The sequence below is a fragment of the Pseudomonas sp. LFM046 genome (genome assembly GCF_000949385.2).
Taxonomy (GTDB): domain Bacteria; phylum Pseudomonadota; class Gammaproteobacteria; order Pseudomonadales; family Pseudomonadaceae; genus Metapseudomonas.
The window spans coordinates 3133193-3146948 of sequence record NZ_JYKO02000001.1; the positions used below are offsets into that span (position 1 = coordinate 3133193).

Consider the following 13756-nt stretch of genomic DNA (forward strand, 5'->3'; position numbering starts at 1 on the left):
GTACGTCCATGAGCATCGAAACCCCGGCCCTCGCCACCACCAACGAATTCATCGCCCGCCACATCGGCCCGCGCGAGGCCGACATCAAGGCCATGCTGCAACTGCTCGGCTATGAAGACATCGAAGCCCTGACCGACAGCGTCATCCCCGACAGCATCAAGGGCACCAGCGTACTCGACCTGCCGGCCGGCCAGGGCGAGGCCGAAGCCCTCGCCGCGATCAAGGCCATCGCCAGCAAGAACCAGCTGTTCAAGAGCTACATCGGCCAGGGCTACTACCCCTGCCACACCCCCAGCCCGATCCTGCGCAACCTGCTGGAAAACCCGGCCTGGTACACCGCCTACACCCCCTACCAGCCGGAAATCTCCCAGGGCCGCCTGGAAGCCCTGCTGAACTTCCAGACCCTGGTCAGCGACCTCGCCGGCCTGCCGGTGGCCAACGCCTCGCTGCTCGACGAAGGCACCGCCGCCGCCGAAGCCATGACCTTCTGCAAGCGCCTGGCGAAGAACAAGGCCAGCCACGCCTTCTTCGCCTCGCAGCACTGCCACCCGCAGACCCTCGACGTGCTGCGCACCCGCGCCGAGCCGCTGGGCATCGAGGTGGTGATCGGCGACGAGCGTGAAATCACCGACGCCAGCGCCTACTTCGGCGCCCTGCTGCAGTACCCGGCCGCCAACGGCGACCTCTTCGACTACCGCGAACTGGTGGCGCGCTTCCACGCCGTGGGCGCGCTGGTGGCGGTGGCCGCCGACCTGCTGGCGCTGACCCTGCTGACCCCGCCCGGCGAGTTCGGCGCCGACGTCGCCCTCGGCAGCGCCCAGCGCTTCGGCGTGCCGCTCGGCTTCGGCGGCCCGCACGCGGCCTACTTCGCCACCCGCGACGCGTTCAAGCGCGACATGCCCGGCCGCCTGGTCGGCGTCTCCATCGACCGCCACGGCCAGCCGGCCCTGCGCCTGGCCATGCAGACCCGCGAGCAGCACATCCGCCGCGAGAAGGCCACCAGCAACATCTGCACCGCGCAGGTGCTGCTGGCCAACATCGCCAGCATGTACGCCGTCTACCACGGCCCGCAGGGCCTGACCCGCATCGCCCAGCGCGTGCACCAGCTGACCGCGATCCTCGCCGCGGGCCTGACCCAGCTCGGCGTGACCGTCGAGCAGGAAGCCTTCTTCGACACCCTGACCCTGGCCACCGGCAGCCAGACCGCCGAGCGCCACGCCCAGGCCCGTGCCCAGCGCCTCAACCTGCGCGAAGTGGACGCCGCGCGCCTCGGCCTGTCGCTGGACGAAACCACCACCCCGGCCGACGTCGAGCAGCTCTGGGCGCTGTTCGCCGACGGCCAGGCCCTGCCGGTCTTCGCCGAGCTGGCCGCCCGCGTCGGCAGCCGCCTGCCGGCCGCCCTGCGGCGCCAGAGCGCCATCCTCAGCCACCCGGTGTTCAACCGCTACCACTCGGAAACCGAGCTGATGCGCTACCTGCGCAAGCTCGCCGACAAGGACCTGGCGCTGGACCGCAGCATGATCCCGCTGGGCTCCTGCACCATGAAGCTGAACGCCGCCAGCGAGATGATCCCGGTGACCTGGGCCGAGTTCGGCGCGCTGCACCCCTTCGCCCCGGCCGAGCAGTCCCAGGGCTACCAGGAGCTGACCAGCGAGCTGGAAGCCATGCTCTGCCAGGCCACCGGCTATGACGCCGTGTCGCTGCAGCCGAACGCCGGCTCCCAGGGCGAATACGCCGGCCTGCTGGCGATCCGCGCCTACCACCACAGCCGCGGCGACGACCAGCGCGACATCTGCCTGATCCCGCAATCGGCCCACGGCACCAACCCGGCCACCGCCGCCATGGTCGGCATGCGCGTGGTGGTCACCGCCTGCGACGCCCGCGGCAACGTCGACCTCGCCGACCTCAAGGCCAAGGCCGAGGAGCACCAGGAGCGCCTCGCCGCGCTGATGATCACCTACCCGTCGACCCACGGCGTGTTCGAGGAAGGCATCCGCGAGATCTGCGCGATCATCCACGCCAACGGCGGCCAGGTGTACATCGACGGCGCCAACATGAACGCCATGGTCGGCCTCTGCGCCCCGGGCCAGTTCGGCGGCGACGTCTCCCACCTGAACCTGCACAAGACCTTCTGCATCCCCCACGGCGGCGGCGGCCCGGGCGTCGGCCCGATCGGCGTGAAGGCGCACCTGGCGCCCTTCCTGCCCGGCCACGCGCACATGGCGCGCAAGGACGGCGCGGTGAGCGCCGCGCCCTTCGGCAGCGCCAGCATCCTGCCGATCACCTGGATGTACATCCGCCTGATGGGCGGCGAGGGCCTGCGTCGCGCCACCCAGCTGGCGATCCTCAACGCCAACTACATCGCCCGCCGCCTGGAGGAGCACTACCCGGTGCTCTACACCGGCAGCAACGGCCTGGTGGCCCACGAGTGCATCCTCGACCTGCGCCCGCTCAAGGAGACCAGCGGCATCAGCGTCGACGACGTCGCCAAGCGCCTGATCGACTTCGGCTTCCACGCCCCGACCATGAGCTTCCCGGTGCCCGGCACGCTGATGATCGAGCCCACCGAGAGCGAATCGAAGGAAGAGCTGGACCGCTTCTGCGACGCCATGATCCGCATCCGCGAGGAAATCCGCGCGGTGGAAAGCGGCGAACTGGACAAGGACGACAACCCGCTGAAGAACGCCCCGCACACCGCCCGCGAACTGGTCGGCGAGTGGACCCACCACTACAGCCGCGAACTGGCCGTGTACCCCACCGCCAGCCTGGTGGACGGCAAGTACTGGCCGCCGGTGGGCCGCGTGGACAACGTCTACGGCGACCGCAACCTGGTCTGCGCCTGCCCGTCCATCGAGGCTTATCAGGACGCCTGATTCAGGCTCCTGTGGGGGCGAATTCATTCGCGAATGAATTCGCCCCACCATCCTGGACAAGACATGGATGCTCGGCGGTCGGGCCTTTGGGCCCGATCCGTCCAGCTGTCTACGCTGACTAATAAGAAAGAGCCGAGCGCACGCTCAGGAGCGCGACATGTCCCTCAGTGTCTTCGACCTGTTCAAGATCGGCATTGGCCCCTCCAGCTCCCACACCGTTGGGCCGATGCGCGCTGCCGCACGTTTCGTCGAGGGGCTGCGCAGGGAAAACCTGCTGGACGACACCTGCATGGTGAAAGTCGAGCTGTACGGCTCCCTCGGCGCCACCGGCAAGGGCCACGGCAGTGACAAGGCCGTGCTGCTCGGGCTGGAGGGCGAGCAGCCGGATACTGTCGATACCGGAAGCGTCGACGCCCGTCTGGCGACCATCCGCCAGAGCGGCGAACTGCATCTGGGCGGCGACAAGTCGATCCACTTCGTGGAGAAGGAGCACCTGGCGATGATTCGCAAGCCGCTCCCCTACCACCCCAACGGCATGATCTTCCGCGCCTTCGACGACGCCGGTATCCAGATCCGCGCCCGCGAGTACTACTCGGTGGGCGGCGGCTTCGTGGTCGACGAGGAAGCCGCCGGCCTCGACCGCATCGTCGAGGACCGCACGCCGCTGCCCTACCCGTTCAAGACCGCCAAGGACCTGCTCGCCCACTGCACCGCCACCGGGCTGTCGATCAGCAGCCTGATGCGCGAGAACGAACAGGCCTGGCGCCGCCCGGAGGAGACCAGCGCCGGGCTGCTGAAGATCTGGCGGGTGATGCAGGACTGCGTGACCGCCGGCTGCCGCAAGGAAGGCATCATGCCCGGCGGGCTCAAGGTCAAGCGCCGCGCCGCCGCGCTGTACCGCCAGCTCAGCGAGCACCCGGAGGCCAACCTCAAGGACAGCCTGTCGGTGCTCGACTGGGTCAACCTCTACGCGCTGGCGGTGAACGAGGAGAACGCCACCGGCGGCCGCGTGGTCACCGCGCCCACCAACGGCGCGGCCGGCATCGTCCCGGCGGTGCTGCACTACTACAGCCGCTTCGTCCCCGGCGCCAACGACGACGGCGTCGAGCGCTTCCTGCTCACCGCCGCCGCGATCGGCATCCTCTACAAGGAGAACGCCTCGATCTCCGGTGCCGAGGTCGGCTGCCAGGGCGAGGTCGGCGTGGCCTGCTCGATGGCCGCCGGCGCGCTCTGCGAAGTCCTCGGCGGCACCCCGCAGCAGGTGGAGAACGCCGCCGAGATCGGCATGGAACACAACCTCGGCCTCACCTGCGACCCGGTCGGCGGCCTGGTCCAGGTGCCCTGCATCGAGCGCAACGCGATGGGCTCGGTGAAGGCGATCAACGCCGCGCGCATGGCCCTGCGCGGCGACGGCCAGCACTTCATCTCGCTGGACAAGGTGATCCGCACCATGCGCCAGACCGGCGCCGACATGAAGAGCAAGTACAAGGAAACCGCCCGCGGCGGCCTCGCCGTGAACATCATCGAATGCTGAGCAACCGTCCGTAGGGTGCGCCGCGCGCACCACAGACGTTCATCGGTGCGCATGGCGCACCCTACTGGAGATTCCGCGTGACTACCGAAACCCTCGCCCAAACCCCGCTGCATGCCCTGCACCTCGAACTCGGCGCGCGCATGGTGCCCTTCGCCGGCTACGACATGCCGGTGCAGTACCCCCTCGGCGTGCTCAAGGAGCACCTGCACACCCGCGCGCAGGCCGGCCTGTTCGACGTCTCGCACATGGGCCAGATCCGCCTGCGCGGCGAGCGCGCCGCCCAGGCCCTGGAAAGCCTGGTGCCGGTCGACATCCTCGACCTGCCGGTCGGCCTGCAGCGCTACGCGCTGTTCACCGACGCCAACGGCGGCATCCTCGACGACCTGATGGTCGCCCGCCTGGCCGACGACGAGCTGTTCCTGGTGGTCAACGCCGCCTGCAAGGCGCAGGACCTGGCCCACCTGCAGGCGAAGATCGGCGCGCAGTGCGATATCGAATCGCTGTTCGACAGCCGCGCCCTGCTCGCCCTGCAAGGCCCGGCCGCCGCCACGGTGCTCGGCCGCCTGGCGCCGGAGGTGCAGGCGATGACCTTCATGCAGTTCCGCGCCGTGCGCCTGGCCGGCGTCGACTGCTACGTCAGCCGCTCCGGCTACACCGGCGAGGACGGCTACGAGATCTCCGTGCCCGTGGCCGACGCCGACGCCCTGGCCCGTGCCCTGCTGGCGCAGCCGGAAGTCCAGCCGATCGGCCTCGGCGCGCGCGACTCGCTGCGCCTGGAAGCCGGCCTGTGCCTCTACGGCCACGACATGAGCAGCGCCACCACGCCGGTCGAGGCCAGCCTCACCTGGGCCATCTCCAAGGCCCGCCGCGCCGACGGCGTGCGCGCCGGCGGCTTCCCCGGCGCCGCGCAGGTATTCGCCCAGCAGCAGGCCGGCGTGGCGCGCAAGCGCGTCGGCCTGCTGCCGCAGGAGCGCGTGCCGGTGCGCGAAGGCGCGGAGATCGTCGACGCCGACGGCGCGGTGATCGGCCAGGTGTGCAGCGGCGGCTTCGGCCCCAGCCTGGGCGCGCCGGTGGCCCTGGGTTACCTGGACGCCGCGCATGCCGCCCTGGACCACGAAGTCTGGGCCGTCGTGCGCGGCAAGCGGGTGGCCATGAAGGTGGCCAAGACCCCCTTCGTGCCGCAGCGCTACTACCGCGGCTGATACAAAGTCCCTCGACTGCCCCGCCTCGGCGGGGCCTTGAAGGGTGGAGGCGCAGGCCTTCACCCTTTTTCTTTGCCCGAACCGCAGCGATTGGGCTCGCAGGGCCTATACCCACGCTGAAGAAACGACGCTAAGCACCTGAAAAACAAAGCCTTCAGCCTTAACCATCACGACACATTCCCGTCATCATTCGGTCATCCGCCGCAGGCAGATTCTCTGCTCAACTTTCCTGGGGAGGATCTCCGATGAACGACAAAAAGAACCTGATCAAGCCACTGGCAGCTGCCCTGCTGGCCGCCGCCCTCGGTGCATGCGCCGTGCAGGCTCCGGCTCCGGCCAAGCCGGTGGCTCTGGATAACGAAGACTGGTACCAGATCCGCACCGAGAAGGAACTGTTCGTCTTCGACGACTACGCCACCTACCGCGAATACGTGAAGAGCGGCACCGCTCCGGTGAAGCAGAACCTCGGCAAGAAGGACGGCTTCGGGCGCGACATCGTTCTGGTGCTGAAAGCCGCTGACCAGGGCAAGGATTTGAACACCCTGTCCGCCAAACGCTTCATCGATGTGAGCATGCCGCCGGCGCAGCCCTTCTACGGCGAACTGCGCGACGAAGACGGCATCATCTACGTGTTCAGCCGCTACGGCGACATGATGGACATGTACAAGATCGGCGAGCCCACCTTCAGCTACGTCGACATCGGCGGCGGCCCGGACGGCCAGCGCGTGGTCTACGTCCTGACCAAGGAAGAGCCGAAGCCGGTCAAGCAGATCGCCCTGTTCCACTCGAAGTACCAGTAACACCCCGGAACGCGGCCGGAATCCCCCCTCCATTCCGGCCGCTTCCACCTCCGCTCCAGCCGCCCTACCGCCTGCCTTCCGATTCGCGCCGCCCGTCCTCGTGACACATCCTGAAACACTCAGCCCCGCGCCTAGAGCCAGAAGCCACTGGCCAGCATATGCGGCATTTTCTTGTCATTTCTCAAATTGCGCTCACCAAGTGACGGGTCTTTAGTCGCTTTATTGGCGCCTTGGCCGAACACGTGACGCAATTCTGCGGCCAGCACCTTCGTGTGAGCGGATGGGGAAAACGAGCCCTGGGGCATTGCATCCATGGCGGGCCGTTCGCACGAGTTCGCTGTGGGGAGGTGGAGCACACCCATGCAAGGCAAGAATCCGAAAGCCGGCAAGAACAAGAAAGACAGTCTGGCGGACTCATCGCGACGCGACTTCCTCAAGCTCACGGCTGCCGCTGCCGCAACACCCGCCCTCCTTCGCGCCCCGGCAAGCCAGGCCGCCGTGCCGATCCTGCCGCCCAGCCCGGCGACAACGCCATGGGTCATGCAATTGCCCAATCAGATCGTGCCGGCGGCCAGCGTCCCACTCCTGGACCCCGCCCCCACCGAACTGGCCAATAGCAGCCGCAGGGAGGCCGGGCGCCAACGGCACCAGCACTGGAACCGATTCAACCTCGGCGCCGAATTTATCGTGCTGCGCGCACAGGAGCGCAACTGGGTATTCAACCCGGCGTACCCGGCACAGAAGGTCTGGAACTACCTCGCGGCGAACACGCCGGCCAACGAGTTCAATGCAACCCTGACAGCCCGCTACGGCCGCCCGTTGATCTGCCGCATCTTCAACGAGCTGCCGGCCGGGCACACCGGCTTCGGCACACCGGAGATTTCCACCCACCTGCACAACATGCACGCCGGATCGGAGAGCGACGGCTTCCCAGGTGATTACTACAGCCCGACCAAGGCGGGGCCGACCCTGACCGGCTCGGGGGAGTTCAAGGACCACCTCTATCCCAACGCCTATGCCGGCTTCGAGCAGGACGGCATCGGGGATTCCCGCGAGGCCCTGGGCACGCTCTTCTACCATGACCACACCCTGGACTTCACAGCCCCCAACCTCTACCGGGGCCTGGTCGGCTTTTATCTGCTCTACGACCCGCTGGACTCGGGCGATGAGGCCGACGCGAAGCCAGGTGCGCTGCGCCTGCCGAGTGGCCCCTACGATTACCCGCTGATGTTTGCCGACCGCCGCTTCGACGCCGCCGGCAAGCTCTTCTACGACGAGATCAACCCCGAGGGCGTGCTGGGCGACAAGGTGTTGGTCAACGGCATGATCGAACCGGTGCTCAAGGTGGCCGCCAGGCGATATCGCTTCCGCCTGCTCAATACCGGGCCGAGCCGGTTCTATGCCTTCTCCCTGGTCAGCGCGACCAACGTGAAGCAGCTCTTCACCTACATCGCCAACGACGGCAATCTGCTGCCCGCGCCCCTGCCCAACCAGACCACCGTCACCCTCGGCGTGGCCGAGCGCGGCGACATCGTGGTCGACTTCTCCAAGTACCCGGTGGGCACCACGCTCTACCTCGTCAACCGGATGCGGCAGGAAGAAACCCGTGGCCCCAAGGACGTCAAGGACCCCGGCGTGCGGGTGCTGAAAATCATGGTCGATCGCTTTCCGCCCTCCCAGGACCTCAGCAGGGTTCCTGCAGTCCTGCGCACACTGCCGCCGCTCCCGACCCCGCAAGAACTGGCCGCTGCGCCGGTGCGCACCTTCGTCTTCGAGCGCTCCAACAACATGTGGGCCATCAACGGCCAGTTCGTGAACGTCAAGTCGCCGCGTTTCAAGGTGCCCAAGGGACGCGGCGAGATCTGGGAGCTGATGAACATCGATGACGGCTGGTCGCACCCGATCCATATCCATCTGGAAGAAGGCCGCATCCTCTCCCGCGTCCTCGACGGCAAGTCGATCCCCGTCCCTGCCCATGAAATGGGCCGCAAGGACGTCTTCGTCATCCATGAAAATGAAACCGTCCGCATCTTCATCCGCTTCCGGGATTACGTGGGCAAGTACGTGATGCACTGCCACAACCTGATCCACGAAGACCACGCGATGATGTTGCGCTTCGACGTCGAATGACGGCGCCGGGAGGATTTCCATGAACACTCGCAGAAAGCTGATCGGCACCCTCGGCGCAGGCGCATTGGGACTAGCGACCCTGGGTGCCCTCGGCGTCACGATGGACCACCAGCAGAAGCCCCGATCAGGCGGCGCCAGGTTCCCGAACCCGACCCTCTTCACCCACCAGGGCAGGAAGGTCGCGTTCTACGAGGACCTGATACGCGGCAAGGTGGTGGTGCTCAACATGATGTACGCCAATTGCGGCAGGACCTGCCCCACCGCAACCGCGAACCTGCGCAAGGTCCAGCAGATGCTGGGCGAGCGGATGGGGCGGGACGTCTTCATGTACTCCATCACCCTGCAGCCTGAACTGGACCAGCCGCGCCACCTGCAGGAGTACGTCGACAAATTCCACATAGGCCCCGGCTGGCAGCTCCTGACCGGTGACCCGCAGGATGTCCTCGACCTGCGCTACGCCCTGGGCTTCTATGACACGGACCCACTGGTGGACGGCAACCAGTTGACCCACACCGGCATGGTGCGGATCGGCAACGAACCCATCGACCGCTGGACCATGGCGCCCTCATTGACCGACCCGGAGCACATCCTGTCTGCCATCAACCATGTGGACCACCGCATGGAGCTGACAGGCTGGCTGCCAGGTTAGGAAGAAGCCTGAATCAGCCGGCCACCGGGCACCCCGGGAGGCCGGCCGCCCGGTACTTGGTGTATCATGCGCGCCCTCAGCCCCGCAGCGGGCCAAGCCCAGATACAGCAGAACCAACATGACCAGCCAAGACCACGACCAGGCCGAAACCCAGCCCCAGGAAACCCCGGCAGCCGAAGCCGCCCCGGCCAAGCCCAAGAAGCAGAACATCCCGTGGTACCAGACCCTCAAGGGTCACGACCGCGGCCAGCGCCCCGGTCCGCATCCGCGCGGCTCCCGCCGCTCCATGGGCAAGCGCTGATCCTCGCACTACTGCAGAAGGCGAACCGCTTCGCCAGCCGGGCCCCAGGCCCGGCCTGTTACTACCCCTTCCCGCACCCGCTACGCCTTTCCCCGTCTTCTCCAGAACGAACGCCCCCAGCGCATCGATGATTGGCCGCCCAGCCGCTCTGGAATGGGCCTTTCATGCCGCACAGGCCATATGTGTACGAAGTTTGTCCGCCTTGTAATCGAATATTTCGATTATATATTTCCATGCAAAAGGCCCTTTCCACCCACGCAAAAGCGACCTTTATTTCGCCCTAACTCTTTGTTTTTATTAGGCACCACCTAACTATTATTGGCATCGATGGTAACCATCACTCAGGATCACTTCTTCATCGAAATCACATCCGTAACATGGGCTCCGTAGACGAATTTCACCCCCCTCACCGAGGTGCCCGAAAATGAAAAAGCAAATCCTTGCCAGCCTGTTCATCGCCAGCCTGTCCGCCACTGCCTTCGCCCTGCCCCAGGGTGCCGTGGTCGCTGAAGGCGGTGCCGATCGCACCCAGAGCGTCCGTGTAGCTGAAGGTGGTTCCGACCGTACCAAGGGCTTCGATGTCGCTGAAAACGGTTCCGACCGCACCAACGCCTTCCGCGTCGCCGAAGGTGGTTCCGACCGTACCAAGGGCTTCGATGTCGCTGAAAACGGTTCCGACCGCACCAACGCCTTCCGCGTCGCCGAAGGTGGCTCCGACCGCACCAAGGGCTTCGACGTGGCTGAAAACGGTTCCGACCGCACCAAGGGCTTCGATGTCGCTGAAGGCGGTTCCGATCGCACCAAGGGCTTCGACGTCGCTGAAAACGGTTCCGACCGCACCAATGCCTTCCGCGTTGCCGAAGGCGGTTCCGACCGCAGCGGTGCCAACCGCATCAGCTGATCCCGGAGCCGTTCAGAGGCAGGCAATCACGATGTATGCAAACCCTCGAAAGGCAGAAGGCGCCACTTGTGGCGCCTTCAGTCTTTTTGGGGAACAGGAAAGCGGACGGGCTGGGAGCGGCTTTTCCTGTAGGGGCGATTTCAATCGCCAAGCGGACCGCAGGTCCGCCCTTCTGCGACTCATCCCTCATCCGCAAATACCCGCCTGGCCGCCGCCAGCGACAGTTCACCCAGCTCCGGAACCCGCTCGCTGGCATCGGGTAGCCCCAGGGAAAACTTCACCGGGAAGCGCACCCCGATGCCCTGCTCCGCCGGGAGCTGGCGCACCGTGCCGCGTGCCGTCACATGCGGGTCATCGAACAGTTCGCGGGCATTCAGTACCGGCGAAACGGGAAGCTCCAGCCCGCTAAAGGCGTGGTCCCATTCCGCGAGAGTTCGGGACTTGAATACCGTTTTCAGCAGCGCATTGACCTCCCCCTTGTTCCGGTAGCGGCCGGCGCGCGTGGCAAAGCGCTCGTCCAGGAGCGCCGGGAACTCGCCACCCAGCGCATCGCGCAGGCCCAGCCAGAACTTGTTCTCCAGTATGCCCAGGGCGAGATGGCGGCCGTCCCAGGTCTCGAAGAGATCGTTATCTGGCAGCACGGTCGGCGAGGCCGTGGGGTCGGCCTCGAAGCCACGGGCCAGCCAGGCCATCGGCGCACTCCAGGAGAGAATCGAATCGTGGATCGAGACGTCGAGGTGCTGCCCCTGACCATGCTGTCGGGCGCTCATGATCGCCACCGCCAGGGCCAGCGCGGCATGGCAGGAGGCCGCATGGTCCGAGAGCCGCACGCGCGGGCGCGAAATACGGTCCTCCACCTGCACGGGCACCGCCCAATAGCCCGCCAGCGCCAGGTAGTTCAGGTCATGACCCGGACGGTCCGCATAGGGGCCAGACTCGCCGAAGCCTGAAATCGAACAGAGCACGATTGCCGGATTGACCTTGGCCAACGCCTCGTAACCGAGCCCGAGGCGGCTCATCACCCCCGGGCGGAAGCCTTCCACCACGGCATCACAGCCGCGCACCAGGTCGAGGAACACCTCGCGGTCGGCGGCATTTCCAAGATCCAGCGCCAGCGAGCGCTTGCCTCGATTGAACATGGCGAACACGGAGGCGCCCAGGGACCGCGAGCCATCACCCGATTCCGGCGGCTCGACCTTGATGACATCCGCGCCGAGCTGCAACAGCAGCGATGTCGCGTGCGGGCCGGGCAGCAGTTGGCTGAGATCAAGGATTCTCACGTCGTTCAGACAGGACCATTGGGGTTTCATATCGAACTCCGTCAGGGGAGAAGAATCGCCGTCATACCTGCGGCGGCGATAGCGGCGACGCCCAGGGCAAGGCTGGCCGTAGCCGCCACGCTCGCCGATGCACGCCGCCCGGCGAGGCCGTCCCGGCAACGCGCGTAGCAACGCTGCTTTCCGCTGCAGATCAGGTGAGCCACCAGCAGCGAGAGAAACAGGGTCGCCATCGCCATCCGCCCCTCTTGCGGCAGGCCGCGCAGGGCCAGGCAGGCCACCAGCGTCAGCGCCAACTGCGTGCGCCGCCAGGCCAGCACGGTGCGTTCCGCCTGCAGGCCCTCATCGGCTTCACTCATCCAGCCCGACTCCAGAGCACGCCGATCAGCACGCCCCCCATCAGCAGGCAGCCCAGTGACAACACCGGCGCAAGCACTGGCAACGGCAGCGACTCCTTCCGCCGCAGCGCCCGCTCTACTCCCAGCCAGCGAATGAACGCGCAAAGGCTCACCAGCAGACTCATCGCCAACAGGCCGAGGGCCAGGCCGTCCTTGAGCGCCACCGCGAACACCCCATCGGCGAACGCCTCCATGCCGACCCCGCCGGCCAACAGGGCCAGAGCAGTGCGAATCCAGGCGAGGAAGGTCCGCTCGTTGGCCAGGGAAAAGCGTGGGTCGGGGTCCTCGCCGCCCAGCAGCACCCTGATTCGGCTCACCTAGCGCACCCCCGCACTGCGCAGGGCTCCGGGCGAGTAGTCCGAGGCGCTGGCGCGATAGCCGAAGTCGTAGGCCCGGCGCTGCTGATTGGTCATCCCAGAGGCGATGTAGCGACCGCCCTGCAGGTCGTAGAACACTTCCATCGCGGTCAGTGGCACCTGCGCTTCGTAGTGGAAATAGCCGTGGTTTTCTCCGACACGCCACAACTCGCCGCGGCTGTCGTAGTGGTCGGCCTCGGCGATGGCCCAGGTGTCTTCATCGATGAAGTAGTGGCGCTTCGAGTAGATGTGTCGGGCGCCTGGCTTGAGGGTGGCAACGACCTCCCAGACCCGGTGCAGCTCGTAGCGGGTGGGATCGGGAGCGATGTGCCCGGGACGGATGATTTCCGTGTAAGGCAGATCGGTGGCGAGCAGCCGGTAGCTGTTGTAGGGGATGTACAGCTCACGCTTGCCCACCAGCTTCCAGTCGTATCGGTCCGGCGCGCCATTGAACATGTCGCGGCTGTCGGCGGTGCGCAATCCTGCAGTGGTCACCCCGGTGGCATCGTAGGAAACGTCCGGAGCTCGACGCACGCGGCGCTGCCCGGCGTTGTAGACCCAGGACATGCGCGGCTCCCGGACCTGGTCGAGGGTTTCGTGCACCAGCAGCACTTCCCCCGCCTGGCGCGCCGGCGCGGTGACCTTGTGGCTGTAGTAGAAGAGCAGGTTGTCCCCCTGCCCTGGCTTGTAGTCGCTGATCCAGTCGCGCAGGGTGAAGCGTTGCTCGGTCGTGGTGATGGCGTAGTCGCCGCCGGGCTGCGGCGCCGCGCTGTCGGTGGTAGCGAGGAAGCTGCCGCCACGGTAGCGGGTGACGTGGTTCCAGATCACCTCCAGGCCGTTCTGCGGAATGGGGAAGGCCACCGCGCCCTGGAAATTCTCCAGGCCGTTGCCGTCGTTGATCAGGCGGGTGGCGCCGGCGTTGTGCGCCGCCGCCCGCTTGATCTCGTCTGACACGGCGACCGTACGCCGGCTGGGGTAGACCGGCAGGCGGTAACTGTCCGGATAACGTTTGAGCATCGCGACCTGTCCGGGGCTGAGCCGGTCGCGGTACTGCTCGAGGTTGGCTGCGGTGATGGTGAACAGTGGCTGGTCTGCGGCGAAGGGATCAGCCGGCGTGCCATTGGCCTGCGCCTTGCCGGCCGCCGGGGCCAGACCGCCGTCCCAGGCGGGGATCGCACCATCGGCAGAGGCCGCGTGCTCGGCACCAATTGGTGTCAGTTGTGCGCCCAGCCTCGCGGCTTCGTCCGGCGCAACGGCAGCCAGGGCATGGCCGGCCAGCAGGGTCGCGGACAGCAGCAGGCCGCCGCGCCGCAGGTGAATGCAGTCGTTCATCGA

At 66.7% G+C, this 13756-nt stretch carries 12 protein-coding genes; 8 read left to right on the forward strand and 4 right to left on the reverse strand.

The window, feature by feature from the left end; genetic code table 11:
• Positions 1-8: 8 nt before the first annotated feature.
• From gcvP to TQ98_RS14415, 8 genes are all read left to right on the forward strand, one after another.
• Positions 9-2873: an aminomethyl-transferring glycine dehydrogenase gene (gcvP, locus tag TQ98_RS14380; protein WP_103102962.1), complete on the forward strand. Its 2865-nt coding sequence runs from the start codon at positions 9-11 to the stop codon at positions 2871-2873.
• A 157-nt stretch (positions 2874-3030) separates the two neighbouring features.
• Entirely contained in the window at positions 3031-4407 is a 1377-nt protein-coding gene (locus tag TQ98_RS14385; protein WP_044874554.1) for an L-serine ammonia-lyase, read from the forward strand.
• A 77-nt stretch (positions 4408-4484) separates the two neighbouring features.
• Positions 4485-5609 (forward strand): glycine cleavage system aminomethyltransferase GcvT, encoded by a 1125-nt coding sequence (gcvT, locus tag TQ98_RS14390; RefSeq protein WP_103102963.1) that lies wholly within the window; start codon positions 4485-4487, stop codon positions 5607-5609.
• 245 nt (positions 5610-5854) lie between these two features.
• Positions 5855-6409 (forward strand): hypothetical protein, encoded by a 555-nt coding sequence (locus tag TQ98_RS14395; RefSeq protein WP_044874552.1) that lies wholly within the window; start codon positions 5855-5857, stop codon positions 6407-6409.
• Positions 6410-6769: 360 nt separating this feature from the next.
• A complete protein-coding gene (locus TQ98_RS14400; protein ID WP_044874551.1) occupies positions 6770-8539 on the forward strand; it encodes a multicopper oxidase domain-containing protein in 1770 nt (589 codons plus the stop codon).
• Between the two features lie 19 nt (positions 8540-8558).
• Positions 8559-9188, forward strand: a complete 630-nt coding sequence (locus tag TQ98_RS14405) for an SCO family protein (RefSeq protein WP_044874550.1) — start codon at positions 8559-8561, stop codon at positions 9186-9188.
• A gap of 118 nt (positions 9189-9306) precedes the next feature.
• Positions 9307-9489, forward strand: a complete 183-nt coding sequence (locus TQ98_RS14410; protein WP_044874549.1) for a hypothetical protein — start codon at positions 9307-9309, stop codon at positions 9487-9489.
• Between the two features lie 424 nt (positions 9490-9913).
• Positions 9914-10390, forward strand: a complete 477-nt coding sequence (locus TQ98_RS14415) for a hypothetical protein (RefSeq protein WP_103102964.1) — start codon at positions 9914-9916, stop codon at positions 10388-10390.
• 179 nt (positions 10391-10569) lie between these two features.
• On the opposite strand, the gene TQ98_RS14420 is transcribed toward TQ98_RS14415, so the two are convergent.
• The 4 genes from TQ98_RS14420 to TQ98_RS14435 are packed head-to-tail and all read right to left on the reverse strand — an operon-like array spanning position 10570 to position 13753.
• Positions 10570-11700 carry a CoA transferase gene (locus tag TQ98_RS14420; RefSeq protein ID WP_044874548.1) on the reverse strand — a complete coding sequence of 377 codons (1131 nt, stop codon included), beginning with the start codon at positions 11698-11700 and terminating at the stop codon, positions 10570-10572.
• Positions 11701-11711: 11 nt separating this feature from the next.
• Complete coding sequence (locus TQ98_RS14425; protein ID WP_044874547.1) at positions 11712-12026, reverse strand: DUF202 domain-containing protein; 315 nt, start codon at positions 12024-12026, stop codon at positions 11712-11714.
• On the reverse strand, positions 12023-12382 hold the full coding sequence (locus TQ98_RS14430; protein ID WP_044874546.1) for a DUF202 domain-containing protein: 360 nt from the start codon (positions 12380-12382) through the stop codon (positions 12023-12025). Before TQ98_RS14430 ends, TQ98_RS14425 begins: the two co-directional genes overlap by 4 nt.
• Entirely contained in the window at positions 12383-13753 is a 1371-nt protein-coding gene (locus TQ98_RS14435; protein WP_103102965.1) for a DUF1329 domain-containing protein, read from the reverse strand.
• Positions 13754-13756: the final 3 nt, after the last annotated feature.

Excerpts from the sequence above, each read along its gene's own strand:
- TQ98_RS14400 (WP_044874551.1), top strand. The coding sequence starts at position 6,770 with ATGCAAGGCAAGAATCCGAAAGCCGGCAAGAACAAGAAAGACAGTCTG.
- TQ98_RS14405 (WP_044874550.1), top strand. The coding sequence starts at position 8,559 with ATGAACACTCGCAGAAAGCTGATCGGCACCCTCGGCGCAGGCGCATTG.
- TQ98_RS14415 (WP_103102964.1), top strand. The coding sequence starts at position 9,914 with ATGAAAAAGCAAATCCTTGCCAGCCTGTTCATCGCCAGCCTGTCCGCC.
- TQ98_RS14420 (WP_044874548.1), bottom strand. The coding sequence starts at position 11,700 with ATGAAACCCCAATGGTCCTGTCTGAACGACGTGAGAATCCTTGATCTC.
- gcvP (WP_103102962.1), top strand. The coding sequence starts at position 9 with ATGAGCATCGAAACCCCGGCCCTCGCCACCACCAACGAATTCATCGCC.
- TQ98_RS14435 (WP_103102965.1), bottom strand. The coding sequence starts at position 13,753 with ATGAACGACTGCATTCACCTGCGGCGCGGCGGCCTGCTGCTGTCCGCG.
- TQ98_RS14385 (WP_044874554.1), top strand. The coding sequence starts at position 3,031 with ATGTCCCTCAGTGTCTTCGACCTGTTCAAGATCGGCATTGGCCCCTCC.
- TQ98_RS14395 (WP_044874552.1), top strand. The coding sequence starts at position 5,855 with ATGAACGACAAAAAGAACCTGATCAAGCCACTGGCAGCTGCCCTGCTG.
- TQ98_RS14410 (WP_044874549.1), top strand. The coding sequence starts at position 9,307 with ATGACCAGCCAAGACCACGACCAGGCCGAAACCCAGCCCCAGGAAACC.
- TQ98_RS14425 (WP_044874547.1), bottom strand. The coding sequence starts at position 12,026 with ATGAGTGAAGCCGATGAGGGCCTGCAGGCGGAACGCACCGTGCTGGCC.